The 25,302-nt window shown below is 67.5% G+C and carries 22 protein-coding genes and 4 pseudogenes; 13 read left to right on the plus strand and 13 right to left on the minus strand.

Translation table 11 applies throughout. The annotated features are described in order from the left end of the window. Positions 1–20: 20 nt before the first annotated feature. Together I2W78_RS41595 and I2W78_RS41835 are read right to left on the minus strand one after the other, a co-directional pair. A pseudogene (locus I2W78_RS41595) lies at positions 21–533 on the minus strand (nitroreductase family protein). A 136-nt stretch (positions 534–669) separates the two neighbouring features. After that, a pseudogene (locus tag I2W78_RS41835) lies at positions 670–831 on the minus strand (tetratricopeptide repeat protein); the annotation flags it as partial. A gap of 261 nt (positions 832–1,092) precedes the next feature. Here I2W78_RS41835 and I2W78_RS05735 point away from each other — a divergent pair. From I2W78_RS05735 to I2W78_RS05775, 11 genes and pseudogenes are all read left to right on the plus strand, one after another. After that, complete coding sequence (locus I2W78_RS05735; protein WP_196457539.1) at positions 1,093–1,662, plus strand: TetR/AcrR family transcriptional regulator; 570 nt, start codon at positions 1,093–1,095, stop codon at positions 1,660–1,662. A gap of 566 nt (positions 1,663–2,228) precedes the next feature. Further along, the gene (locus I2W78_RS05740; RefSeq protein WP_196464429.1) at positions 2,229–3,044 is read left to right on the plus strand and encodes an oxidoreductase; all 816 of its coding nucleotides are present in this window, start codon (positions 2,229–2,231) and stop codon (positions 3,042–3,044) included. Positions 3,045–3,136: 92 nt separating this feature from the next. Further along, positions 3,137–3,459, plus strand: a pseudogene (locus tag I2W78_RS41600) (CocE/NonD family hydrolase). 14 nt (positions 3,460–3,473) lie between these two features. Next, the gene (locus I2W78_RS40215) at positions 3,474–4,082 is read left to right on the plus strand and encodes a CocE/NonD family hydrolase (RefSeq protein WP_230885337.1); all 609 of its coding nucleotides are present in this window, start codon (positions 3,474–3,476) and stop codon (positions 4,080–4,082) included. A 185-nt stretch (positions 4,083–4,267) separates the two neighbouring features. Beyond that, positions 4,268–4,699, plus strand: a complete 432-nt coding sequence (locus I2W78_RS40220; RefSeq protein ID WP_307783607.1) for a CocE/NonD family hydrolase — start codon at positions 4,268–4,270, stop codon at positions 4,697–4,699. A gap of 432 nt (positions 4,700–5,131) precedes the next feature. Beyond that, positions 5,132–5,752, plus strand: coding sequence for an SDR family NAD(P)-dependent oxidoreductase (locus I2W78_RS05750; RefSeq protein WP_196457540.1), 621 nt, complete (start codon positions 5,132–5,134; stop codon positions 5,750–5,752). Positions 5,753–5,805: 53 nt separating this feature from the next. Continuing rightward, complete coding sequence (locus I2W78_RS05755) at positions 5,806–6,840, plus strand: alpha/beta fold hydrolase (RefSeq protein WP_196457541.1); 1,035 nt, start codon at positions 5,806–5,808, stop codon at positions 6,838–6,840. Positions 6,841–7,056: 216 nt separating this feature from the next. Further along, positions 7,057–8,040 (plus strand): NmrA family NAD(P)-binding protein, encoded by a 984-nt coding sequence (locus I2W78_RS05760; protein WP_196457542.1) that lies wholly within the window; start codon positions 7,057–7,059, stop codon positions 8,038–8,040. Positions 8,041–8,310: 270 nt separating this feature from the next. After that, positions 8,311–8,928 carry a lipoyl(octanoyl) transferase LipB gene (gene lipB, locus I2W78_RS05765; protein WP_307783936.1) on the plus strand — a complete coding sequence of 206 codons (618 nt, stop codon included), beginning with the start codon at positions 8,311–8,313 and terminating at the stop codon, positions 8,926–8,928. Between the two features lie 20 nt (positions 8,929–8,948). After that, positions 8,949–10,298 (plus strand): SCP2 sterol-binding domain-containing protein, encoded by a 1,350-nt coding sequence (locus tag I2W78_RS05770; protein WP_196457544.1) that lies wholly within the window; start codon positions 8,949–8,951, stop codon positions 10,296–10,298. A 59-nt stretch (positions 10,299–10,357) separates the two neighbouring features. Further along, positions 10,358–11,320 (plus strand): PDR/VanB family oxidoreductase, encoded by a 963-nt coding sequence (locus tag I2W78_RS05775; protein ID WP_196457545.1) that lies wholly within the window; start codon positions 10,358–10,360, stop codon positions 11,318–11,320. A gap of 123 nt (positions 11,321–11,443) precedes the next feature. Here I2W78_RS05775 and I2W78_RS41605 read toward each other — a convergent pair whose 3' ends face one another. Then, on the minus strand, positions 11,444–11,785 hold the full coding sequence (locus I2W78_RS41605) for an outer membrane protein assembly factor BamB family protein (protein ID WP_374222717.1): 342 nt from the start codon (positions 11,783–11,785) through the stop codon (positions 11,444–11,446). Positions 11,786–11,928: 143 nt separating this feature from the next. Continuing rightward, a complete protein-coding gene (locus I2W78_RS05785) occupies positions 11,929–12,132 on the minus strand; it encodes a cold-shock protein (RefSeq protein WP_014670069.1) in 204 nt (67 codons plus the stop codon). Positions 12,133–12,975: 843 nt separating this feature from the next. On the opposite strand from I2W78_RS05785, the gene I2W78_RS05790 reads away from it, so the two are divergent. Further along, the gene (locus I2W78_RS05790; protein WP_196457548.1) at positions 12,976–14,661 is read left to right on the plus strand and encodes a ribonuclease J; all 1,686 of its coding nucleotides are present in this window, start codon (positions 12,976–12,978) and stop codon (positions 14,659–14,661) included. On the opposite strand, the gene I2W78_RS05795 is transcribed toward I2W78_RS05790, so the two are convergent. The 3 genes from I2W78_RS05795 to I2W78_RS05805 all read right to left on the minus strand — a co-directional run bounded on the left by I2W78_RS05795 (position 14,648) and on the right by I2W78_RS05805 (position 17,144). Next, positions 14,648–14,983, minus strand: a complete 336-nt coding sequence (locus I2W78_RS05795; RefSeq protein WP_374222638.1) for a hypothetical protein — start codon at positions 14,981–14,983, stop codon at positions 14,648–14,650. The two genes, I2W78_RS05790 and I2W78_RS05795, sit on opposite strands and share 14 nt — an antisense overlap. 382 nt (positions 14,984–15,365) lie before the next feature. Beyond that, positions 15,366–15,608: a DUF5302 domain-containing protein gene (locus tag I2W78_RS05800; protein ID WP_196457550.1), complete on the minus strand. Its 243-nt coding sequence runs from the start codon at positions 15,606–15,608 to the stop codon at positions 15,366–15,368. A 120-nt stretch (positions 15,609–15,728) separates the two neighbouring features. Continuing rightward, positions 15,729–17,144 (minus strand): DEAD/DEAH box helicase, encoded by a 1,416-nt coding sequence (locus tag I2W78_RS05805; RefSeq protein WP_196457552.1) that lies wholly within the window; start codon positions 17,142–17,144, stop codon positions 15,729–15,731. A gap of 194 nt (positions 17,145–17,338) precedes the next feature. Here I2W78_RS05805 and I2W78_RS05810 point away from each other — a divergent pair. Then, positions 17,339–17,449: pseudogene (locus I2W78_RS05810) on the plus strand (MerR family transcriptional regulator); the annotation flags it as partial. A 136-nt stretch (positions 17,450–17,585) separates the two neighbouring features. Here the strand turns inward: I2W78_RS05810 and I2W78_RS05815 are convergent. The 6 genes from I2W78_RS05815 to I2W78_RS05840 form a co-directional block, all read right to left on the minus strand. Beyond that, positions 17,586–18,074 (minus strand): GNAT family N-acetyltransferase, encoded by a 489-nt coding sequence (locus I2W78_RS05815; RefSeq protein ID WP_196457554.1) that lies wholly within the window; start codon positions 18,072–18,074, stop codon positions 17,586–17,588. A gap of 792 nt (positions 18,075–18,866) precedes the next feature. Next, positions 18,867–20,186: a hypothetical protein gene (locus I2W78_RS05820; protein WP_230885339.1), complete on the minus strand. Its 1,320-nt coding sequence runs from the start codon at positions 20,184–20,186 to the stop codon at positions 18,867–18,869. Between the two features lie 309 nt (positions 20,187–20,495). After that, complete coding sequence (locus I2W78_RS05825; RefSeq protein ID WP_196457556.1) at positions 20,496–21,998, minus strand: alpha-amylase family glycosyl hydrolase; 1,503 nt, start codon at positions 21,996–21,998, stop codon at positions 20,496–20,498. 91 nt (positions 21,999–22,089) lie between these two features. Next, on the minus strand, positions 22,090–22,947 hold the full coding sequence (locus tag I2W78_RS05830; protein WP_196457558.1) for a carbohydrate ABC transporter permease: 858 nt from the start codon (positions 22,945–22,947) through the stop codon (positions 22,090–22,092). A 14-nt stretch (positions 22,948–22,961) separates the two neighbouring features. Continuing rightward, positions 22,962–23,900 (minus strand): carbohydrate ABC transporter permease, encoded by a 939-nt coding sequence (locus I2W78_RS05835; RefSeq protein WP_196457560.1) that lies wholly within the window; start codon positions 23,898–23,900, stop codon positions 22,962–22,964. A gap of 4 nt (positions 23,901–23,904) precedes the next feature. Then, complete coding sequence (locus I2W78_RS05840) at positions 23,905–25,278, minus strand: ABC transporter substrate-binding protein (protein ID WP_196457562.1); 1,374 nt, start codon at positions 25,276–25,278, stop codon at positions 23,905–23,907. Positions 25,279–25,302 lie beyond the last annotated feature (24 nt).

Here is a 25,302-nt window from a genome sequence, read left to right on the forward strand (position 1 = left end):
TGTTCACCGGTGCGGCCTGGTCAGCGGTGCCGAAGGAGATGCCGAACAGCAGCTTGAGCTCCTCGGGGAACGCCCAGGAACTCGCGGACGGTGTCGGCGTAGAAGCCGAGCATGGTCTGCGGGACGCCGTCGAACCCCCGGGCGGCCAGGGAGAGCAGGAAGTTCTGCCCGTACATGCCGATGTCGCCGGCTGCCCGTACGCCGTCGCCGAACGCCGGCATGAAGAGGAAGGCGGCATGGGGCGCGCCGAAGAAGTTCAGGCCCTCGCGGGCCGCTGCCTTCCGGGCTGTCCGGTCCTCGCGCCTCAGGCCCGTGGCCCGAGTGAGGGTCGCGGCCTGGTTGTGGGCCCGGTCGAGGTAGGTACCTTCGCCGAAGTCGGCGTAGTCGAAGGTGAAGTCCTAGGAGAAACGCCCTTGCTCGCCGGCCCTGAGCAGTTCCTTGCTCAGGGCGTCCCGTGCCGCGCCCGAGACGACATGCACCGTCCATGGCTGGGTGTTGCAGTTCGACGGCGCCGTCTGAGCGTCTTCCAGCACGCCAAAATCGTCAGGCGGTCCCGCAGGGCTCGGACGGCACCCGCCGACCGATCCGCCCGAGCGCAGGAGCGGGGAGACACCGTCGGGGCGCCGTTGACCTTGGTCACCGGCGCCCCGACGAAAAACGATCGGACGCTCAGGCCGCGCGGAAGTCGCCCGCGAGCGCAACCGCCATCCGCAGCTCCGGCACCGCCTCCGCGCCCCGGCCTCGCCGCTCGAGAGTGCGCCCCAGCATCAGCCGGGCGTATTGCTCGACGGGGTCGAGTTCGATGGCCCTGCGCAGTTCGGCCTCGGCTCGATCCTCTACTACACCGCCGCCCTGGCGTCGCGGAACCGCAACCCACGGACGGGGCCATTGTGCGGAGTGACCCCCGGTGTGTGTCGCCTGCGGGGACGGCAGGCGACACACCATCATGGCTCGGCGACGACCCTTCCCCCGAGGCTGTCGCCGAGCCCTTTACCGTCCTCCGCGGCTTCGCCCGGACAGGCAGGCCACGCCACACGACCAGCAGGAAACCGATCGGTTTATATTTTGCCCGAAACGAGTTAACCTCACGGTATGAGCACTGAAGTGAAGCAAAGCTCCCGAGAGCGGCTGCTGGAGGCAGCGGCAACGCTCACCTACCGAGACGGCGTCGGTATCGGCATCGAGGCGCTGTGCAAGGCCGCGGGGGTGTCGAAGCGGTCCATGTACCAGCTGTTCGAGAGCAAGGACGAACTGCTGGCAGCGAGCCTGGAGCAACGCGCTTCCGCCTTCGTGGCGACACTCCTGCCCGCGGCGGACGAGGGCCGATCAGCACGCGAGCGGATCCTGCACGCCTTCGAGCAGGTGGAACGGCAGGCCGGCGCGCCGGAGTTCCGAGGCTGCCAGTACCTGGCTGTGCAGATCGAGCTCAAGGACCGGAGCCACCCCGCGAGCCAGGTGGCCCACCGGGTCAAAGGAAACCTGACGGGCTTCTTCCGCACCGAGGCCGAACAGGGCGGCGCGAGCGACCCCGACCTGCTGGCCCGGCAGCTCAGCCTCGTCTTCGACGGCGCCAGCGCCCGCGCGGGGATCGGAGCCGACAATCTCACAGGGCTCATCGCCCCGACGGTGGTCACCCTGCTCGATGCGGCAGGGATGAGCTGACGCATCGCTTTTCGAAAGGGCCCCGTGAGCGATGCGCTCTCCGGGTTGACGCCCGGCGTCGGCGCACTGCGCGACTCCGGTGGCTTCACAGCCCCGCTTCCCGGCAGTCGGAGGGAAGCCCGACGGCTGTAAGGGTATTGATCAGCATGCCGCGCACGAGGAAGGCCGCGGCCTCGCCCCCTGACAGCGACTGAGGCGCAGGGCGAGAGCTGCATCAGAGGCGTTTGCGGGTGCGTCGAGAGCAGCCACATGCAAGCGCTCGCCATGGCATGGCGGGCCTCCTCGCCGCCCTGCCCCCGTCGGCCGGTCGCTCGAAAGCCAGACGGGCGCCCTCCATACCCCAAGTCAAGGCGGCGATGAAGATCGCCTTGCTGCCAGGGAAGCCGGAAGAGGTACGACTGCGTGACTCCGACGCGCTTGGCGATCACCTCGGTAGAGGTGCCGTAGTAGCCCTTGATCGTGAACTCGGCGATCGCCGCCGAGCACCCTGGGACTTGCATGCGAAAACCGGTCGGTTTACGGTGAGGGAAACCGATCGGTTTTCCCAATGAGTCCGGGAGTCCATGATGAGCACACATCGGCCGGTGGCACTCGTGACGGGTGCGTCGTCCGGCATCGGGAAGGCAGCCGCGCTCGCGCTGGTCCAAGCGGGGTTCGAGGTGGTCGGCACAAGCCGCGACATCGCCCGCGTCACCCCACCCGGCGGCGTGACCCTCCTCGACCTGGACGTGGCCGGCGACGCGTCGGCCGCCGCCGTGGTCCAGCAGGTGATCGACCAGTTCGGGCAGATCGACGTCCTGATCAACAACGCCGGCATGGGCTTGATGGGTGCGGCCGAGGAGAACTCCCTCGCCCAGGCCCAGGTCGTCTTCGACGTCAACGTCTTCGGCGTGATGCGCATGGTGAAGGAAGTACTGCCCCACATGCGCGCCAGGAGGCACGGCCGCATCATCAACCTCTCCTCCGTGGTGGGCTTCCTCCCCTCGCCCTACATGGCCGTCTACTCCGCCTCCAAGCATGCGATCGAGGGGTACACGGAGTCCCTGGACCATGAGATCCGCGAGCACGGCGTCCGGGCGCTGCTCGTCCAACCGGCCTACACCAACACCGGATTCGAGGCCAACAGCCCGCGGCCCGATACGCCCCTGGAGGTCTACGCGAACCAGCGGCGCGCCTTCGACCGCATGATGGAGACAGCGATCAAGGACGGCGACGACCCCGCCGCCGTCGCCAAGGTGATCGTCGCGGCAGCGACCGACCCGAAGCCGAAGCTGCGCTACACGGCCGGTCCCCTGGCCGGACGCGCCAGCGTCCTGCGCCGCCTCGCTCCTGCCGGGGTCTTCGACAAGCAGATCCGCAAGCTCAACCAGCTGGCCGGCTGACTCCCGCCCGCCCCGAGCACACCCACAAGAACAGGACTCCCAGGGAGCGGCACATGGCACAGAACCAGATCGAGTTCGACGTACCGGCCAACATGCGTGACGGCACGGTGCTGCGCTCGGATGTCTACCGGCCCGGCGGCAGCGGGCCGTGGCCTGTGCTGCTGAGCCGGCTGCCGTACGGCAAGATCCGGTGGCTGCGGCCAGGCGCGGCTTCATGGTCGTGATCCAGGACACGCGCGGCCGGTTCGCCTCCGAGGGCGAGTGGGAGCCGTTCACGTACGAGGAGAGCGACGGTTACGACACCGTACGGTGGGCCGCCGCCCTGCCCGGCTCCAACGGCTCCGTCGGCATGATCGGCGGCAGCTACTTCGGCAACACCCAGTGGATGGCGGCGCTGTCGAAGCCGCGGAGCTGAAGGCGATCGCGCCGTTGATCACGTGGTCGGATCCGGACGACGGGCTGTGGACGCGCGGCGGTGCGATCGAGCTCGGCATCACCGCGCCCTGGTCGCTCATGCAGGGCGCCGACACGTTGATGCGCCGGCACGCTACCGATCTGGACGGGCTGGTGAGCAGCATCACCGGGCTGGTAAGAGATTTCGACGGTCTGGCGGGCGGCGGTTACGGGGAGCTGCCCGCCGGGCGGTTTCCCGCGTTCGCCCGGCACGACCTTCCCGAGCTGGGCTATGAGCGGTCCCGGCGGGAGCCCGAGTGGGCGCGGTCCTGCCGCGTCGCGGGCTGGTACGACATCTTCAGCCAGGGCACGCTCGACAACTTCACCGCCATGCGCCGCGCCGGCCGGTCCGGCACGCTGGTCATGGGCCCGTGGACGCACACCAACTGGCGGAACGTGGTCGGTGAGGTCAACTTCGGGTTCGCCGCGCACTCCGATTTCATGGGCATGCGGGGACGCATGCACGACATGCAGTTCGACTGGTTCCAGGGCACGATCGGCGACGGCGCCGCGCCGGAGCCGGAGACGGGCAAGGTGCTGCTGTTCGTCATGGGGACCAACCAATGGCGAGAGGAGACCGAATGACCCCTGTCACGGGCGGTGGACACCGACTTGCACCTCCGCGCGGACGGACGCCTGACCCTTGAGCCACCGTCCGCTGCCGAACGGTCGGAGGCGTTCACCTACGACCCCATGGATCCGGTGCCCACCACCGGCGGCGCGCTCCTCATGTCCGACGAGTTCCGACCGGGCCGCTCGACCAGACGGCCGTGGAGGAGCGCGAGGACGTCCTGGTCTTCACCACCGACCCGCTCGCCGAGGACGTCGAGATGACCGGCCGCATCCGGGCGGTGCTCTTCGCCGCCACGGACGGCCCCTCGACCGACTGGGTGGCGCGCCTGTGCGACGTGGACGAGCACGGCGTCTCCCGCAATGTGACCGATGGCATCCTGCGGGTCGGGGCGACACCGGGCGAGCCCGCCGAGCACGTCGTGGACCTGTGGTCGACCAGCATCGTCTTCCGGGCGGGTCACCGCATACGGGTCCAGGTCACCTCCAGCAACTTCCCCCGCTGGGACCGTAACCTCAACACCGGCGAACCCGAGGAGAGCGCGACCACGGCCCAAGTGGCCCAGCAGCAGATCTTCCACGACCCCGTCCGGCCGTCCCGCATCGTCCTGCCGGTGGTTCCGGCCCGGTAACAAGCGCCGAAGGGCGCATGGGCGACATGGCCGACGTCAGCTCGCCCAGACCGGCCTTCCCCAGGCCGCGGCTCTTTCGCGGACAGGACCTGGACGTGGCCGAGTGCTACGTCGTCGAGCCGCCGCATGTGGGCTGATCGTCGCCCGGCAGTTTCCCCGGGCCCGGGCTCCGTCACACGGAGGGGGCGGCCTGACCGCACATGGTCCTCCGACGCCCCGAGCCCCCACCGCTGCCGAGGCCGTCACGGCCGTCCGAGCGGCTGTCGCCCCAGACCGGGCACCCCCCACTCTCTCCGCCGGACTCCCGGGTGAGGTCATCGCTCCCCATGGCTTCCGATGCGTTTCAAACAACTATGACCCGGCTTGCGCGAGGAAACCGATCGGTTTACGGTGGGTGAAACCGATCGGTTTCCTAGTTCTTGGGAGGTAGTCGTGACAGCAATCGAAAGCGCCACCGTCCTCGTCACCGGAGGCGGCCGGGGCATCGGCAAGATGCTGGTCGAGGAGCTCTACGCACGTGGTGCCGACAAGGTCTACGCCACGGCCCGTGACCCGCGCGCGGTGACCCACCCCCGTGCCGCTCCGCTGTCGCTGGAGGTCACCGACCCTGCGTCCGTCGCGGCGGCCGCCGAGCAGGCCCAGGACGTCACCATCCTGATCAACAACGCCGGCGCCTCGGTCCGCGCCTCACATCTCGACTCCCCGGTGGAGAACGTCCGCCGGGAAATGGAGACCAACTTCTACGGGCCGCTGCTGGTGACCCGGGCCTTCGTCCCGATCATCGAGCGCAACGGCGGGGGCCACATCCTCAACGTGCACTCCGCCCGGTCCTGGCCGGCCGACGAAACGGCCTACGGCGCCTCCAAGGCCGCCCTGTGGTCGCAGACGGCGGGCATCGACGCGCCCAAGGCCGACCCCCGCGACGTCGCCGTGGCCGCGCTCGACGGCATCGAGGCGGGAGCGCACGAGGTGCTGGCCGACGACATCACCCGCTGGGTCAAGTCGCAGCTGTCCGCCGACCTGGAGGCCCTCTACGCCCAGCTGAAGAAATAGCACGCGCTCACCGATTCAAAGGTTCAAAGGTTCAAAGGTTCAAGGAAATGCTCATGGAAAGTTCGCTCACCCACCGCTTCGTCGACGTGAACGGAGTCAGACTGCACATCGCCGAGCAGGGGCAGGGGCCGCTGGTCCTGCTGCTGCACGGCTGGCCGGAGAGCTGGTACTCCTGGCGTCACCAGTTCGGGGCGCTGGCAGCGGCCGGATACCGGGTCGTCGCCCCCGACCAGCGCGGCTATGCCCGCAGCGAGCAGCCGCTGGACGTGGCCTCGTACACCCTGCTCCACCTCGTCGGTGACGTGATCGCCCTGATCGAGGAACTCGGCGAGGAGCAGGCGATCGTCGTGGGCCACGACTGGGGCGCACCCGTCGCCTGGACCGCCGCGATGCTGCGCCCCGACACGGTCCGCGCCGTGGCCGGGCTCAGCATTCCGCCGATCCTGCCCGGCGGGATGGTCCCGCCGTCGATCACCCGCACCCAGTACGGCGAGGGCTTCTACCAGGTCTACTTCCAGCAGCCGGGAGTCGCCGACGCGGAGTTCGCCAAGGACATCCCGGAGTCCTTCCGCCGCCTCCTGGTCGGTGCCTCGGGCGACAACCCGCTCGGCAGGGAGCCCCGTCCGCTGGTCATACCCGACGGCCTGGGTCTCCTGGACACCATGCCGCAGTCGCCCGACCTCCCGGCCTGGCTGACGAAGGAGGACATCCAGGCGTACGCCGAGGACTTCGCCCTGCACGGCGAGCAGGCGTTCACCGGAGCCTTCAACTGGTACCGGAACATCGAGCACAACAACGAACTGCTCGCTGCTTTCCGGGGGCGCGGGATCGACGTCCCCGCGCTGTACGTGGTGGGAGACCGCGACATGGTCACCTCGCTGCGCGGGCCGGACGGGGGCAGCTCTCTGAGCGAGATTCTGCGAGGCGAGGGCGGGTCGGGCAACCCGATGAGCGCTGTCGCGCCTCAACTGCACGACGTGGTGGTGCTTCCGGGTTGCGGGCATTGGACGCAGCAGGAGCGTCCCGCGGAGGTCAACGCCGCACTTCTGGACTTCCTCGCCCGCATCGACGGCTCTTCGCCCCGATGACACTGCGCAGGATCCGCCTGGCCGGCACGGTCCGACTGGATCAGGGCCCAAGGTCCACGTGGATGCGGCCACCGAGCCAGGCGGCTTCGTCTTCATCCACCGCCTCCGGCGGGGATGGTCACCTCCACGAGTCAGACCGAGACCCTGACCGGCCACCGCGCTGAGCTGCGGCTTTCCGAACGGCTGACTCACCACAACCAGAAAGAGGACACAACGATGCCAGAGCGCAATCCCATCCTGATCACCGGAGCCGCCGGCCACATCGGCGGTGTGAGCCGAACGATCGTCGACATGCTGCTTGAACAAGGGCACCCGGTACGCGCGTTCGTGCGACGGGACGACGAACGCGCGCACGCGCTCCGCCAGGCCGGAGCCGAGGTCTTCGTCGGAGACCTGCTCAACATCGCCGACGTGACCGCCTCGCTGAAGGGCGTCCGACGCATCTACTTCAGCATGAGCCTGTCGCCGTACTACACCGACGCCGTCAGCCTGATGGCCGCGGCGGCACGGGCCAAGGGCGACATCGAGGTCTTCGTCAACATCTCAGAGTTCGAGCAGTCCTTCATGACGGTCGAGAAGATGACCGCACCGGAGGAAGAGCGACGTGCGTGGCTCGGCGGGAACATCACGGAGTGGTCGCCGCAGCAGCGGGCCCACTGGGTCGCCGAGCGGGTGCTGGAGTGGTCCGGCCTTCCGACCGTCAACATCCGGGGGGCCATGTTCGTCGAGAACCCCCTCATGACGTGGCTGGCGCTGGAGCCGCTGAGCAAGGGCGAACTGCGCCTGCCCTTCGGCCCTCACCGGCTCGCGCCCGTCGCGGGTTACGACGTGGCGGAGGTGTCCGCGAAGATCCTGGCCGACCCGGCACCGCACATCTCGAAGTCCTACGAGCTCAACGGTCCGGAACTGAAGGACATGCACGGGTTCGCCGAGGACTTCGCGGCCGTGCTGGGACGCGAGGTCGTCTACGTTCCCGAAGACATCGAAACCTGGAACGAGACCTACGTGGACAGCAACCTCGCCGAGTACCCGCACACCGCGGCGCACATGAAGACCCTGACCCGGCTGATCGGCGGCGGAGGGTACCGAGGCGTCACCGACCAGCTGGAAACCCTGCTCGGGCGCCCGCCGAAGTCCGTGCGGTGGGCGCTGGAGAACCATCCGCGCATCCAGGAGCTGGCGGCTGCTCTGAGCCACTGAACGCCCCAGAGAGGAAGCCAGTCTTCCGCTTCACCGATTAGCGCTGGAGGAGACGGCGAACGCGCAGTGCGCGGTGCAGCGCTGTGGGCAAGGCGCTCGCGCGAGTGGCTGTGGCCGGCTGATCACGTACTGGCGCGACGGCTGTTACACGGCGCTGCACGGAATGTGATGAAACCGCGGTCATGAGCGAGGAGACGAGCGATGAGGTTGCCGGGACCTGTGGAGGAACAGCCTTCACGCCGGCGGTTGGAGCGCGTCGACTTGGGAGAAGTGCCCTACACGGCGGCGCAGGCGGACATGGTCCAATGGGTTGAGGAGCGCAAACAGGGCCTCGCGGCCAACCGGCTCTTCCTGCTCACGCACCCTGCGGTGATCACCTACACCGCCCGTACGCCGAACGACCAACTGCCCGACGCGGACTCAGCCATCGCCCTGGTGCAGACAGACCGCGGCGGGCATGCCACCTACCACGGTCCAGGCCAGCTCATCGGCTATCTCGTGCTCAACGTGCGCGAGCTCGGTCCCCGTGGTCTGGTCCGCCGTGTCGAGCAGGCGCTGATCGACGCACTGGACACCCTCGGTTTCCCAGCGATCCGCCGCGAGACGCCGCCGGGGTCGCAGAGCCTGGCGGGCGTGTGGACCCCCGGTCACCGCAAACTCGCCTCGATCGGCATGCGCATCAGCGGAAGTGTCTCCAGCCACGGCTTCGCCCTCAACATCGACCCCGACCTGAGCGTCTACACCGCCTTCACCGCCTGCGCCCTGCCCGGCGTCCGGATGACCTCCCTGGCCGAACTCGCCGCCGAACGCGGCCTGCCGACCCCAACCCACACCGAGGTGCGCGACGCGGTCGCACGAGCGGTCACTACGCACCTGACATCACGTTAGAAAACAGGAAAGGATGCCCGATGGCCAGCAAGAACAAGCTCGAAGACCATCCCACCGTCGTCCAAGTCCGCCAGCGGCACGATCGTGGCGTCACCCGGCCCGCAGAGCCGCTGGATGCGTCCTGGCTGCGGCAGCTATGTCTCGACGCGGGTGCGGACGATGTTGGTTTCGTCGAGATCGACCGGCCGGAAATCGCCGACCAGCGAGCGGACCTGGAAGCCGCGCTGCCCGGTGTCCGAGTGTTGATCAGCTTCGTGACCCGAATGAACCGGGAGAACGTCCGCACTCCTGCGCGCTCCGTTGCCAACCTGGAGTTCCATCACACTGGCGACCACTCCAACGAGGTCGGCCGGCAAGTGGTGGGCAAGCTGGAGGCGATGGGTGTGCGCGCCATCAACCCCGCGATGGGTTTTCCGATGGAGATGGACAAGTTCCCCAGGAAGACGTGGGTCGTCGGGCACAAGCCGGTCGCCGTGGCGGCCGGACTCGGCAAGATGGGCATCCACCGCAACGTCATCCACCCGAAATTCGGCAACTTCGTCCTGCTGGGCACCATCCTCATCGACGCCGAGGTAAGCGACCTCTCCCAGCCCATCGAGTACAACCCCTGCCTGGAATGCAAGCTGTGCGTGACAGCCTGCCCGACCGGGGCGATCGCGTCCGACGGTCACTTCAACTTCTCCGCCTGCTACACACACAACTACCGTGAGTTCATGGGCGGCTTCGGCGACTGGGCCGAACAGGTTGCTGAAAGCCGTGACGCCCACGACTACCGCTCGCGAGTGAGCGACAGCGAGAGCGCGTCCATGTGGCAGAGCCTGTCCTTCGGCGCCAACTACAAAGCGGCCTACTGCATGTCGGTGTGCCCGGCCGGCGAGGACGTCATCGGACCCTGGTTGGAAAATCGCAAGTCACACCTGACCCAGGTCGTGCGCCCACTGGTGGACAAGGAAGAGACCGTCTACGTCGTCCCGGGTTCCGACGCCGAGCAACACGTGGCCAAACGGTTCCCGAACAAGCGAACGAAGCACGTGGCGATGAGCTTGCGAGCGAACAGCATCGACGGTCTCGTGGAAGGCATGCCGCTGATCTTTCAGCGCGAACAGGCCAAGGACATGTCCGCCAGTTACCACTTCACCTTCACCGGCGACGAGTCTCGGCAGATCACCGTGACCATCCGCGACCGCGAACTCGATATCGCCGACGGACATCACGGTGAGCCTGATCTCAGGATCACCGCCGACACGGCCACCTGGCTGCGTTTCCTCACCAATCCGACGATGCTGGCGTGGGCACTGGTGCGGCGCCAGATCAAGTTGCAGGGCTCCCCTCGGCTGCTGCGCGACTTCGGCCGTTGCTTCCCGTCCTGATCGGTCAGGAAAGAACGCGGACCACCGAATCATCACCCGTAAAGAATGAAAGGCCGATCATGAGCACTCTCAGCACCGAGGTCGAACTCGACCTCGTGTTGGAACGCAAGGAATCCATAGCCGAAGGTGTTGTGCTGCTGACGCTGCGCGACCCGGAAGGCCGTCCGCTGCCGGAATGGCAGCCGGGGGCACACATCGATCTGATACTGCGATCCGACCTCGTCAGGCAGTATTCCCTCTGCGGAGACCCAGCGGATCGAACCCGCCTTCAGGTCGCGGTGCTGCGCGAACCGGAAAGCCGGGGCGGGTCGAGCCACGTGCACGACGTACTCAAGGAAGGTGAGTCGGTGCGCATTCGCGGGCCACGCAACCACTTTCCGCTCGTGAAGGCCAAAAGCTACCTGTTCATCGCAGGCGGGATCGGGATCACCCCGATCCTGCCCATGATCGCGGCCGTCAACGCGAGCCGCGCCGACTGGCGACTCGTATACGGGGGCCGTACCCGCGCTTCGATGGCATTCGGTGAGACGTTGCAGGGGGCGTACGGAGAGCGGGTGAGCCTGCGGCCGCAGGATGAGTACGGGCTGCTGGACCTGCCTTCGCTGCTCGGCAAGCCGCAACGCAAGACAGCCGTCTACAGCTGCGGTCCGGAACCGCTGCTCGCGGCGGTCGAGGCCGGCTGCGAGAGGTGGCCGAGCGGATCTCTGCACCTGGAGCGCTTCGCCCCGAAGAACGATGTCACCGCCGGGCCGCTCACGACCTTCGAAGTCGAACTCGCCCAGAGCGGCAAGACACTGAAGGTCTCTGAGGACATGTCCATTCTTGAGGCCGTCGAAAGCACCGGTGTGTCGGTGATGACATCGTGCGAGGAGGGAATCTGCGGAACCTGCGAAACGGCGGTACTGGCCGGGGAGATCGACCACCGCGACTCGGTCCTGGACGACGAGGAGCGCGCCGCGGGCAACACAATGATGATCTGCGTCTCCCGAGCCAAGGGCAACCGCCTGGTCCTCGACCTCTGATCCGCCGTAGAACCATTCCGGATGCTGCGTCAGCTGCCCCGTCCGATCGTTGCAGGTCGCTACGCCGCGGCGTCGGGCCCCTTACAAGCAATCACAGGCGTATCACCAACCCCGTAGACGCTCTCACGTCACAAGGCCCTGACCTGGACCTGCGCGCTCGCCGACGAACATCATGCGGCTCTCAACGGCGGGTTGTCCGCGGCCTTCTTCGCTCCACCGCGCCGGCAGCTGGGCCGTACTCCGGCGGGTGCGCGGATCCCACGCGTGCAGGACCCCAGTACGGTCACTGGCCCCGATCCGATCGCCCGCCATGAACGGCGTGGTGGTGAAGGCGCCGCCTGCGCTCTTGCGCCACAGCTCTCTGCCAGAGAGCGGATCGGGGACTACAAGCCGCCCTGGGTCGAATGCGGCGATGTAGACGGCGTCGTCAGCGACCAAGGGGGTCGTACTGATGCGTCGGGACACCTGAGTGTTCAAACAACGGGTGTCCCTCTTGCCCGTCCCAGGCCTGCGCCCGGCCGCCCCCCGTAGTCAGATGAACCGTCGTGCGACGGTAAGGGCCCGGCGTCCCGAAGCCGGGATGCCGGGCCCCCCTTACCGGGGCGCGATCAGGCGGGGCGGATGTTCTCAGCCTGCGGGCCCTTCTGGCCCTGCGTGACGTCGAACTCGACCTTCTGGCCCTCCTGCAGCTCGCGGTAGCCCTGGCTGGCGATGTTGGAGTAGTGGGCGAAGACGTCGGGGCCGCCGCCCTCCTGCTCGATGAAGCCGAAGCCCTTCTCGCTGTTGAACCACTTCACTGTGCCCTTGGCCATGACTGTCTCCTTTGAGGGAAACCGGGCACGCACCCTGCGTGACCGGGAGGTGATCGCCCTGGTCCGGAGAGGCGCTGAACAGCAAGAACGCCCGTGAGGCGATCACGGGCGAACGGAACTTCGGAACCACGACTGCTGATCACAACGCTATAACGGCATGACGGAAGCCGCCAGCGAAAACGCGCCAGTATCCGGCCCGGAACGATGGGCTGGACCGCCCGTGAGGCTCGGCCGATGGTGATCAAGCAGTTTCGCGCCCTTCTTCTTCTGCACAAGGCTGCGGCGAGGCATGACCTCTCCCCGCCGCCGACTGTTCTCCGGGTGGGCCCCACCGGTCATGCGTGACCGGCCCCTCCCCACACGACGTCACCTTCGACTTCCCGGAACCGGCTCGAGACCAGGGACGAGCCACCCCCGCGTGACCTCGTCGTCGAGTTCGATGGGGCACCACATCGGCTTCCTGCATGGCGGGCGGGGGCGGCAAGCGCTTCTGGGACACCGCCGTCTGTCTGCCCGGCGAAGGAAGCTGCCTCGGGGCCCTCTCAGCCCACGTGCTCCTGAGCGCCGAAGACATCCGAGTCTCGACCACTGCGAGTGGACCGGTGCCGAGGCCCGCCGGGGGCAGCGCACGTCGGAAAACACGACAGGGTGCACGAGATCTTCTCCAGCACCGGGCGAACGGTTCGGCCACGGAAGGTGGTACCGCTTTCACCGCTCCCTGTCCCCGGTCGCCGGCGTGATCCGATCGTGCCGAGGCACGCTGCGGGTGCCCCGCTCCGTCGGGACAAGGAGATCGCACAGGCAATGGATCACCCTGTCCCGCTCTCCGGGTACCGTCAGGGTATGAGTCATCCGCACCCCGAGCTGAAAGCCGCCCCGCCCCTTCCTGAAGGAGGGCTGCGGGTCATCGCCCTGGGCGGCCTGGGGGAGATCGGCCGCAACATGACCGTCTTCGAGCACGCGGGCAAGCTGCTCATCGTCGACTGCGGCGTACTGTTCCCTGAGGAGACCCAGCCCGGCGTGGACGTGATCCTGCCGGACTTCACCTCGATCCGCGACCGGCTGGACGACATCGTGGCCGTGGTCCTCACCCACGGCCACGAGGACCACATCGGCGGCGTGCCGTACCTGCTGCGCGAGCGGTCCGACATTCCCGTCGTCGGCTCCAAGCTGACGCTGGCGTTCCTGGAGGCCAAGCTCAAGGAACACGGCATCCGGCCGCGCACGGTGCGGGTGCGGGAGGGCGACCGGCGTGGCTTCGGGCCCTTCGACTGCGAGTTCGTGGCGGTCAACCACTCCATCCCCGACAGCCTCGCGGTCGCGATCCGCACCCGGGCCGGGATGGTGCTGCACACCGGCGACTTCAAGATGGACCAGTTCCCTCTCGACGACCGCATCACCGATCTGCGTGCCTTCGCCCGCCTCGGCGAGGAGGGCGTGGACCTGTTCCTCACCGACTCCACCAACGCCGAAGTACCCGGCTTCACCACCTCCGAGCGAGAGCTGAGCCCGGCGATCGAGCAGGTGATGCGCACCGCGCCGCGCCGGGTCATCGTCTCCAGCTTCGCCAGCCACGTGCACCGCATCCAGCAGGTCCTGGACGCCGCCCACCAGCACGGCCGTAAGGTCGCCTTCGTCGGCCGGTCGATGGTCCGCAACATGGGCATCGCCCGTGACCTGGGCTATCTGAAGGTCCCCTCCGGTCTGGTCGTGAGCACGAAGGAGTTGGAGAAGCTTCCGGATCACAAGATCGCTCTGGTGTGCACCGGCTCCCAGGGCGAACCGATGGCCGCGCTGTCACGGATGGCCAACCGCGACCACATGATCCGCATCGGCAAGGACGACACCGTCCTGCTCGCCAGCTCCCTCATTCCCGGCAACGAGAACGCCATCTACCGGGTGATCAACGGACTCACCCGGTGGGGCGCCCACGTGGTCCACAAGGGCAACGCCAAGGTGCACGTCTCCGGACACGCCAGCGCCGGCGAACTCGTCTACTGCTACAACATCGTCAAGCCCCGCAACGTCATGCCCGTGCACGGCGAATGGCGCCACCTGCGGGCCAACGGCGACCTCGCCATCCGTACCGGTGTCGACCCCGACCGGGTCGTCATCGCCGAGGACGGCGTCGTCGTCGATCTGGTCGACGGGCGCGCATCCATCACCGGCAAGGTCCCCGCCGGCAACGTCTACGTGGACGGCATGGAGGTCGGCGGCGCGACCGAAGCGTCCCTCAAGGACCGCCTCACCCTCGCCGCCGAAGGCGTGGTCACGGTGGTGGCGATCGTCGACGCGGACACCGGCGCCCTCGCCGAGGCCCCCGACTTCCTGGCCCGGGGCTTCGTCCACGACGACGCCACCTTCGAGCCGGTCATCCCCGTCATCGAGAAGACCCTGGCCACCGCAGCTGAGGAAGGCGTCGGGGACGCCCGCCAACTCGAACAACTCGTCGCCCGCGCCGTGGCGAACTGGGCGTTCCGCACCCACCGCCGCAAGCCCCTCATCATCCCCGTCATCATCGACGCCTGAGCCGCGGCCCGGCAGCACGTCCACGGTTCCGGTGGCGGCCCCGCGAGCATCGAGGTCGGGCACGCCCGGACCGGACGGTGGCGAAGCCGCCGGGCTCGACGAGGCGGATCGCCTCGCCGTGGGCGGCCGGCAGGTCCGCGAGGGAGTCGGTGTTGCGGGCGACGGCCCTGTCGCCGCGCTCCGGGGCCGCCTGCGCAAACTCGCGGCCGAAGCCGCGGGAGGAACCGGTGACATGGCGGCCATGCACCCCGCTCAGATGTTGCACCAGATCGGACAACGTCCACTCGGGGCAGGTCGGCACCTGCACGTCGTGGCTGGGCACGGAGGCGACCGCTGCCCGGAACGCGACCGTCTGTGCGTCGTTAGGCCGCAGCAGGACGGGGAACGAATGTCCTTGCCACGCGGATGCCTACCGTCACCCCGGACGGCCGCAGTCGATTTTCACAGCGGTACAGGGGCACGCGAGGCGCGCAAAACCGGCCGCGTACCCTCGGACAAGGCAGTGCCCTCATCCCGGATTTCCAGTTCGGCGGCGCCACCGACCCGAGCCAACCGCATCTGGGCCATTCCCCCCGGCGAGTCCTCCGGCTACGCCCCGCCCGCGACGCGCGCACGGGCATGCGCACGTCGCGGGCTACAGCACGGGATGCGTGAGTCGACAGCGCGAGTGCCGGTGAAGCGGTCAGATCGCGGGACTCATCGACTCAGCCGCCGCTCTTGCGCCTGAACGACCGCTGGCTCGCAGCCGGGCCGTGAGCCGAACGCACCTTCGATGCATCGGACTTGGCGGCAACATCAGCGGCATCCGCCTGCGCACCGCGCTTACGCGCCAGGGCTTCGCGGAACTTGCGCTTGAGGTCGTAGTTGCCGTCACTGTCCGGCTCCAGAGGGGACGTCTCGGGGGCAGCCGGCTCCGAACCTTCCGTAGATACGCGCTCTGCGGTCATGGTGACCTCCTGGGTTCGGGGGGATGGGCAAGCACAGCTTGTCATGCTGGGCGCAGTTCGAGGCGCCGGCAACATCATCCTGCTGTCGATCCCGTGGCCCGGCTGACAAGGCAACGACTCTCAGCCGTTGCGACGCACGAGGGCGGCCCTGCGGGCCTCGGCGAGCTTGCGGGCCTCGCCCGCCTTTCGGGACTTGCCGCCGGCGCCGCGGGAGGTGCCCTTGCTGGTGCCGAGGCCGCGGAAGGGAGCGTTGGTGTTCTTGGGTCGGGGGACGGCGGGCTCGCCGTCGAGCGGGATCCCGGAGGGAGTCTTGGCGCCGGTGATCCGGCTCAGCTCCGCCTCGCCCGAGCGCACCTTGGTGACGGTCGGCTCGATGCCGGCCCCGGCCATCATGCGGCTCGTCTCACGGCGCTGGCCCGCCGGCACGAGCGTGACCACGCTGCCGGACTCACCGGCGCGGGCGGTGCGGCCCGCCCGGTGCACATAGTCCTTGGCATCGGTGGGCGGGTCGACGTTGACCACGAGATCGAGGTCGTCGACGTGCAGGCCACGGGCCGCGACATTGGTCGCCACCAGAACGGTGATCTGGCCGTTCTTGAACTGCGCCAGGGTCCGTGTGCGCTGTGGCTGGGACTTGCCGCTGTGCAGGGCCCCGGCGTGCACCCCGCTGGCCCGCAGATGCCGGGTGAGCTGGTCGACGGCGTGCTTGGTGTCGAGGAACAGCAGTACGCGGCCGTCGCGGGCGGCGATTTCCGTGATGACGGCGTAGCGGTCAGGGCCGTGGACGACCAGAACGTGGTGCTCCATCGTCGTGACTGTGCCCGCGGCCGGGTCGACCGAGTGGACGATGGGGTCGTGGAGGTAGCGGCGGACCAGTTGATCGACGTCGCGATCGAGAGTGGCCGAGAAAAGCATCCGCTGACCGTCGGGGTGCACCTGGTCGAGCACGTCGGCAACCTGCGGCAGGAATCCCAAGTCGCACATCTGGTCGGCCTCGTCCAGCACGGTGATTCTCACCCGTCCCAGGCGGCAGGCGTTGCGCTCGATCAGGTCGTGCAGGCGTCCGGGGGTGGCGACGACCACCTCGGCTCCCTGGCGCAGCGCGGCGACCTGCCGACCGATCGACGTTCCGCCGACGACCGCGGCGATCCGCAGCCGCAGTGCCTCGGCGTACGGCGCCAGCGCCTGGGTGACCTGTTGGGCCAGCTCCCGGGTAGGCACCAGGATCAGAGCAAGGGGCTGCTTCGGTTCCGCGCGCCGCCCGGCCGTCCGTGCGAGTAGCGGCAGGCCGAAGGCGAGCGTCTTGCCTGATCCGGTGCGCCCGCGTCCCAGGATGTCGCGCCCCTCCAGGGCATCGGGCAGTGTGGCCGCCTGGATCGGAAAGGGTTCGCGCACCCCGAGTTCGCTCAGTGTCCGCAGCACCTCCGTCGGCAGTTCCAGACCGGCGAAGGTGACGGCCGGGAGCAGCGCCGGGGTCGTTGTCCCAGGCTGGGCGGGACTGCCGTGGGCGATGCCGGAGTCATTGGGATGCTTCATAAACAGCCTTCCGCAAGGGAACGTACCGAGGAAGGCCCGGCAGGTTTGAACAGCCCACGCACGAGCCGAACGGAACAGACAGAATCGCCCACCGCGACGACCACGCAAACGCGTGAGACTAACACACGGCATAACCTCGCGCCGCTGATACCGATTGCCCCTGTGTGCGGGTGCCGGCAGCGGGTCGGCCTGGGGAGTTCCCGGACTATCGGCTGATGCTCGCGTCACTGGGCGAGGTCACCACCCGTGTGACGGTCCAGGAACTACTCCTGCGAGCCCTGGAAGAACACCCCGGCGAGGGCATCGCGGCAGACCGCTGACGCAGGCGATCACGGCGCCAGGGCAGCGGAGACCACACACACGGAGCGCGCGGCGTCCAGCGGCTCCTGCAAGCCGGCCACCACGCAGCGAAGCCGGTACCGAGCCAACCGGCACACCGCGTCATCCCGAAGGAATGCGAAACTCGAATTCGGGACGGTCCCACGGCACGGCGGGCGGGTTCGCAAACGCGGTCCCGGTCCGCACCGCGCCAACACGGTGGTAGAAGTCCTCGGCGGGAAGATGCGACACGACCATGACACGGTCGAGACCGGCGGCACGGGCCTCGGACTGCATGTGCGCCACGAGCAGCCGTCCAATACCCCGTCCTTGCACGTCGTCGGCAACGAACAGCAGGTCGAGCTCCGGTGGAGCAAGGACGAGCGAGTAGAACCCGAGGACCCGGTCTCCATGCTCGTCGGCGCCGACGGCCACGAAGGCGCGGTGGGCCTCAATGTAATCAGGACCGACCCGGTAGCCCGCGACTGCGGATGCGTACTTACCCTCGTAGGCGCCTGAGCCACGCACGAGCCGCGTGAGCCGTTTGGCATCCCGCGCAACGGCCCTCCGTATCGTGACCGGCTGGCCGATCTGAGAAGTGCGTGAACTCATCGGGAGAGTATTTCGCACCGGAGCGTGCCGCCGTGCGGCGGGTCGGCTGCTCGGGCAGGATTCCTGCACCGCTCCCGGGAACCGTCTGCCCAGGCCCCGATCGACCATGTCGCTGCCGCCGCATCGACCGCCGCCGACAGCAACTGGGACGCCCGAACCGCCGCGGAGGCGGACTTTGCATCAGCAAACGGATGTGTCCTGGTTGATCGCGCCAAGTCCCTGGGGCGTGTGTTGCGCATCGGCCGTAACGCGTGCCGTCGCTGTGCCCTTGCTTCGGGTGGCTCCCAAGAGGACAACCGAGTGCAACGGCGCCCGCGCCGGCACTGTAACCCACCTGTTCGGAAGCCCCGCGAGGCCGCACCCGCGGGGCTTCTCGTCGCACAGGCGCCCCTATAACGGGGGGACGCTGGATACCGTTCTGACCAGGTTGAAGACCTCTCGGGCGGCATATCGCTCGAGGCAGCGGATGATCTCACGTCGGGTCTTGCCCTCCTGGGTGCGGGGGTCGACGAGGAGTACTCGACGGGGCTTACGACCAGGAGGGCCTCACCACCCTCTGCGGGACACGGGTCACCTCATCAAGACCTGGCGGGAATCGCCCCAGCGTTCCGTCAGGGACAGAAGTCCGGCCGGCCGGCCTTCTCCATACCGAGCGGGCCGCCGAGGAGCGCTGACCCAGCCGGCGGCGCGCCGGCACCCCGCCGCTCTTCCCGGGACCGGCGGCTCAAGTCCGCTTCTTGCCGTGTTGAGAGCGGATCCACCGGTTCAGGGTCGACCCCACCCCTCACACTCTCAGCCCGTCAGACCGCCCCTTCGTTCCCGCGTACGTTCGGCCTGGGTCGTGTCGTCGCCGATGAGCCCGGCGAAGACCAGTGCGCGCGAGCCGTCAAGACTGGCCTTGATCTGGGCCTGGATGATGTCACTGGCCCTGCCGCGGGTTCCGATCCAGCCGTCCTGCACGAGTTGGGTGAAGGTCGTGTTGTCGAGATACCGGGGCACCGTGTGGTAGCCGAACAGCTCGCCCCCTTTCGGGCCGGTGGCCAGTCCGGGCCGCCCTCTCAGCCACTCGACGTGTTCGCGCGTGAGGTACATGCCGCCGATCAGCGCATCGCCCTTCGGCGCCACTTGTTCGGACTTGCAGAACTTGATCCAGCATGGCTGGTGAACGAAGCGGTAATCGGCCGGGGGATCCTGTTCCAGCCGCATGCACGCCTCTTCTACCTGCCTCATGCGCTTGAGCTGGTCGTCAAGATCACCGTCCGGCCGATATCCCCACTCACTGCGCCCGGCTCCGACCTGGCCCATTTTCTTGTACTGGACAAGGATGAAGCTGTCCCGGCTCACATGGTGATAGATCAGGTCGACGCCCAGCGTGTCCTCAGCCGGCAGGCGGTTCACGTTGGCGATGAACAGTTGCTGGTCGCCCTTGTGGAATACACGCTTCGCGAGATGCTCCGCGTCACTTCCGATCCAGTCAGAGAAGCGTTGCGCATCGTGAGCGACGAGGTGGTCCTCGTGCGCCGGATGTCCCGGCAGGGTGGCGAGGACGGGGATCTGATCCCCGCCCTCTTCCGGGAACTTCGCCTCTTCAATGATGCTTCGGTCGAATCCGCCCAGTTGAAGTGCCAGTCCGGTGGCGTCTCTCTGCTCCAGGAACAGCTCCCGCACTCTGCCGAGGATCCGGACACCGCCCACCCTTTCCTGCAACTGGGCGATGACCGCGGCCAGATCCGCACGGAGCGTGGTAAGACCGTTCAGCAACTCTTCGCCGGACCGCTTCGTCAGCACACCGGACCGGTCGACTGCGTCCCTGTGTCGGAGCGGAAGCTGGTCGGACAAGTCTTCCATCGGGACCGGAGGCGCGACTCGATGGAGTTGACTCACCTCGACCACACGCCGGAACGTCCCGGCGGGGCGACCGCTCCGGGCCTGCCCCACGTATTCGACTCGCGGTCGGCCTCTCTCCTGCCCGGTCACCACCAGGACGACATGTCTGCTCTTCCACTCGTCCCGTTCTCCTACCGACTCCCAGCCGGCATCGAGTTGCTCCTGCCGCTTCCGGCTGCCGAGGAACTTGGCCTCGCCTGGAGTGCACCGCAGTATCGCCACCATTCGATCACCGTACGCCGCCCTGCCTGCGGAATTCCACGACTCGGCGCCGGCAGCGGATACGTCGCCAACTCTTGGGAGAGCAAAGGGGATTTGACCTTGGCGCTCCGCACTTCATAGCTCGTCCAAGAGGTCGAGGATCTCCGAACGGCTCCCGGCTCGACCGGCCTGGGCGTACGCACAAACCAGCAACGTGATGGGCACCGGCCGCGGCATGAGTCGCCGACCTCTTTGACGTGTCGGATCGGGGCCTTCGTGCGGGACGGCCAGACGTGTCGCACGAAGGCCCCGATTCCTTGCCGACGTCAGTCCTCAACGATCCGATACATCAAGGATCTTGAAGCCGTAGGCCGGCAGATTGACCGTGTACGTCCTGCCGTCGATGGCCGGTGCGCTGCCGCCGTTGTACAGGTCCTTCGGCTTCTGGTTCGTGTCGATCCCGGTGCCTTCCAGGTCGACGGTCACCTTCCTGGGTGTGCTGTTGAAGTTGTAGACGAGCAGGGCTGTCTGCTTGCCGTTCTCGCTGGTGCGGCGCATGGCGTAGGTCTTGGGATCGTCGCCTGCCGGGACGCGCTTGCGGCTGGCGGCCGGGAGCAGTGCCTCGTTGGTGTTGACGGTCCGCAGCACTCGCTCCCAGTCGTTCCTGAGCTTCGTGGACCAGCGTATGTACTGGTCGTACATGCCCGATCCGTAGAGGATGCCGGAGCCGGCGAGCAGAGCGGCTTCCTGTACCCGCATGACGTCGTCCTTCGGGTAGGTCGGGTACTTGTGCGGCTTCAGGTTCTTCTCCGCGTCGTCTCCCCAGATGCTCCACGTGTACGTGGTGGAACCCATCGCGCGGGCGATGTCCGTGTTCCGCAGCGCGGCTTCGAGTCCGTCCGCGTCGGTGGTGCCGTTCACGATCCGGCCGTAGTCGTTGCTGGTGTCGTCGTCCTTGTAGTTGAACCAGGAATTGAAGCCGTACTGCTGCCACTCGGAGGCGTCGGCGGAATTCGCGCGCTCCGTCGTCAGCCACAGTTCGTTGCGCGAGTAGGACTTGGGGAGGTCGACGGCGTGATATTTCCAGCGTTCGTCCGTGGTGCCCACGTCCCACATGAAGCCGTCGATTCCGGTGTCGAGCCAGTGCTTCTCGATACGCGTGACCTCGGCTCTGGCGCTGGGCAGGTCGTAGTCGAAGCCGGGGCCGAACCACAGCTTCCAGTAGTAGGCGCCCGCGGTCTCGCTCCACTCCCATGAGCTCTGGTCGGGCGGGCCCATGCGCAGGGTGGGCAGTGGCGTTTTCGGATCATTGGTCCAGCGGAAGGTGCTGACTTCGCGCGAGGTGCGGTCGCCGGCCGCATACTGCTTTTCGGCCTTCTTGAAGTACGGCGACTTCTCGTCCATGTAGACGTTGACGAAGTAGGAGACGACCTTCAGCCCCTTGCGGTGCGCCGCGTCGACCAGGTTCTTCCAGTCCTGCATCGTGCCGTTCTGCGGCGGCGGCTGGTAGAAGTCGAGCGGGGAGCAGCCGTCGCAGGTGTTCTTGTCGCCGTCGTTCGGCGTGAAGAATCCGAGAACGCGGATTCCGCGGCTCTTGAGGTTGTCGAGGTCCTTCTCGATGTCCGTGTACTTGTAGCCGAACCACGTGTTGTAGTACCACATGAACCCGTTCAGGTTCTGGAAGTCGGAGCTCTTCCGGGCGGATGTGACACCGGTTGTCGGCGACTTGCCGCCCGCGGCCTGTGCCGGGTTGTCGCTTGATGCGAGCGAGAGGGGCACGACCAATGCGAGGCCGAGCGCCCCACACAGGGCGGCGTTGATCCTGGAATGTTTCATGGCATTCTTCCTCGTCCTTGAGAGAGTGTCATTGCGCATTCGGGCGGCAGGGGCGGGCCGGGCGGCGTTGGTGGCTGCCCGTCGTGTGGGCTCAGCCCGTCATCCCGGAGGAGGTGTAGCCCTCGATGAAGCGCCGCTGCAGCAGGAGAAAGGCGATCAGGACCGGGATGACCATGATCAGGCCGCCGGCGCTGACGAGCGTGTAGTCCTGGGTGTAGCCGGATTTGAAGGAGAAGAAGGACGTCGAGACCGGCATCTTGTCGCTGCTCTGGATGAAGGTCACGGCGAGCAGGAACTCGTTGTACGCCTGGAGGCCGGCGACCAGCGCGGCCGTCAGTACGCCGGGCCAGGCCATGGGCAGGACCACGCGGGCGAACACCCGCCATTCACCTGCCCCGTCGAGCCGGGCGGCCTCCTCGTACTCCTTGGGCAGTCCGACCATGAACGAGCGGATGAGCAGGGTGGCGAAGGGGCTGAAGACGGCCCAGTAGATGACGATCAGGCCGAACAGGCTGTCGTAGAGGCGGAGGTTGGACCACAGGTAGAACAGCGGAACCAGGAAGAGCTGGAGAGGCAGGGCTGTGGTGACCAGGAGGTAGTAGATGAAGGCGCTGCTGCCGGGCACGTTGAGGCGGCTCAGGGCGTACGCGGCGCAGCTGGAGATGACGCAGACACCGAGTGCCGTGGCGGTCACGATGATGGCGCTGTTGCGCAGGCCGACGCCCATGTTGGCCTGCTGCCAGGCGTCGAGAAGGTTGTGCCACTGCGGGTCCGTGGGCAGGCCGAGCGGAGAGTCGGCCATACCGGATCGGGTTTTGAACGCGTTGAACGCGAACAGCAGCATGGGCCCGATGGCGAACAGCACCAGGAGCAGGAGGACGGCGTAGGTGGCGTAGCGGCCGAGGGACAGCCTCCTGGCGGGTTCGTGCTGGGCTGTCGAGTCGTACACGGTGCTCAAGGTGCTCAAATGTCCCACCCCCGGCGGCGCAGGTAGAGGAAGCCGGAGACGGCGATGACGCTGATCAGGCCCATGACGACGCCCATCGACGCGGCGTAGCCGGCTTCCTGGTTGGCGAAGGCGGTGCGGTAGAGCAGGGTGCCGAGCACGTCGGTGGAGCCTGCCGGGCCGCCCTGGGTCAGGATGTAGATGTAGTCGAAGATCAGGAACGACCAGATGACGGTCATCAGGCCCAGGAACATCAGGGTGGGCCGGATCGCCGGCAGGGTGATGTGCCAGAACTCCTGCCACAGGTTGGCGCCGTCGAGCCGTGCGGCTTCGTACTGCGAGGGGTTCACCGCCTGCATCGAGGCGAGGAAGATCACGACGAGGAAGCCCCACCACTGCCAGGTGTTGACGAACGCGACCGTGCCCAGCGCCAGATCCGGGTCGCCGAGGAAGTTGACGTCGTCGAGGAAGGGCAGGCCCATGTCGGCGAGGCCGTTGCCGATGCCCTGGTCGGGGCTGAGCAGGCTCTCCCAGATGGAGCCGGAGACGACGGTGGCGACGACGTAGGGAATGAAGTACGCGACGCGGAACAGCATTTGGAACCGCTTGATGCGGGAGAGCAGGAACGCTCCGAAGAGGCCCATCGCCATCGGCACCGTGAGGAAGAACGCGGTCCACAGGGTGTTGTGCCAGAGCGCGTTGCGGAACTCCGGGTCGCCGAAGAGCCGTCGGTAGTTGTCGAGGCCGGTGAAGTCGGCCGGGCCGAGGCCGGTCCAGTCGGTGAAGGAGTACCAGATCGACTGGGTGGCGGGTACGGCGATCACGAGGATGTTCACGGCGAGCAGCGGGGCCATGAAAGCGAAGCCGATGAAGCTGCGGCGTAGTTTGCGGCGCCGGGCCGTGGGCGCCGGCGGGGGCGGCGGCGCCTTGGGGCGGCTGGCTTGCAGGAGGGCCATCGGGTCACGCCCCGTTCGGGTCGGGCAGGGGCGGTCGCTTGCCGGCCTTGAGCTCCTCCTGGAAGACCTTGTCCAGTCCCGCGCAGTAGTCCTTCGGGCTCAGGTCTCCGGTGAGCACCTTCTCCATCTGCTCGGCGAGGTAGGTGTCGGACTTGGGCGGCCAGAAGGTCCAGGTCGTGTACCCGATGTTCTTGGCCGAGTTGAGCTGCAGGTACTGGCGCTTGATGCGGGGGTCGATGTCCGCCGGGAAGTCCTGCTCGGGCATCTTGACGGGGGACGGGGCCACTCCGGTCGCGCTCAGGTACCCCAGCTGCCGGGTCGCGTCGGCGAGGAAGTAGTCGAGCGCGGCGGCGGCCTGAGCCGGGTGCTCGCAGTCACTGTTCAGGGAGAAGGCGACGCCGATGGACAGGGGCTGGACGCCGGCGGGTACCCCGCTGTTCATCGAGGGCAGCGGGGCCCAGTCCCAGGTGGCGTCGTTGCCGGCCTCCTTGCCGAAGTACGGGGTGATCTCGCTGAACGTCCAGGAGCCGTTGAAGAGAAGCGCTGCCTTGCCCGACGCCAGCTGCTCGTACATGGCCGTGAACTTGTTGGTGAAGTACCGGTCCGTTCCGCCGCCGAACCAGCCCTTGTCGAACCAGCCCTTGAGCAGGGCGATGGCATCGACGAAGACCGGGTCGGTCCACCTGCGCTGCCCGGTGAGCGCCTCGTGGAGGATCTCGGGTCCGGCGAAGGTGTTCAGCACCCAGGAGACGTGCCACTCGGTGGCCCGTTTCCATTCCGCGTTGCCCGCGGCGACGGGCGTGATGCCCTTGGCTTTGGCGTCCTTGCACAGGTCCTCGAACTCGGCCCGGCTCTTCGGCGGCTGCCAGCCGTGCTGCTTCAAGGTCGCGGGGTTGTAGTAGACGGACAGCGTCTCGAGGTTGGACGGCAGCGCGTAGAGCTTGCCGCCGAAGCGGCCGGTGTCCAGCGCCCAGGGCAGGAAGGCGTCCTGCCAGCCGAGCTTGTCGACGTAGGAGTCGAGCGGCAGCAGGTTGTCGTTGTCGACGAAGCTGAGGGTCTGTGCCGGCCCGCTGGTGGTGATGATGTCGGGTCCGCTGCCGGAGGCGACGGCGGTCTGGGTGAGCCGGTCGAGGGTGTCGATCTGCTTGACCGTCATCCGCACCTTGGCCGAGTTCCCCCCGGACACGCTCTTGTTGTAGCCGTCGACGAAGTGCTGCTGGAAGTAGTTCTCGATGTCCTTGCTCGCGAACGCGTTCCAGAGCTCGATCTGGTTGCCGCTCGCGCCGGCGCCCGTGCCGCAGGCGGACAGGACGGTGGTGCCCAGTGCGGCGGCTCCGGTGAGCTGGAGGAATCGACGGCGCGGGAGTGGTGTCGTCATGGAGTGGCCTCCGTGTTCTGGTGC

It is taken from the genome of Streptomyces spinoverrucosus, from assembly GCF_015712165.1.
Taxonomy (GTDB): Bacteria; Actinomycetota; Actinomycetes; order Streptomycetales; family Streptomycetaceae; genus Streptomyces; species Streptomyces spinoverrucosus_A.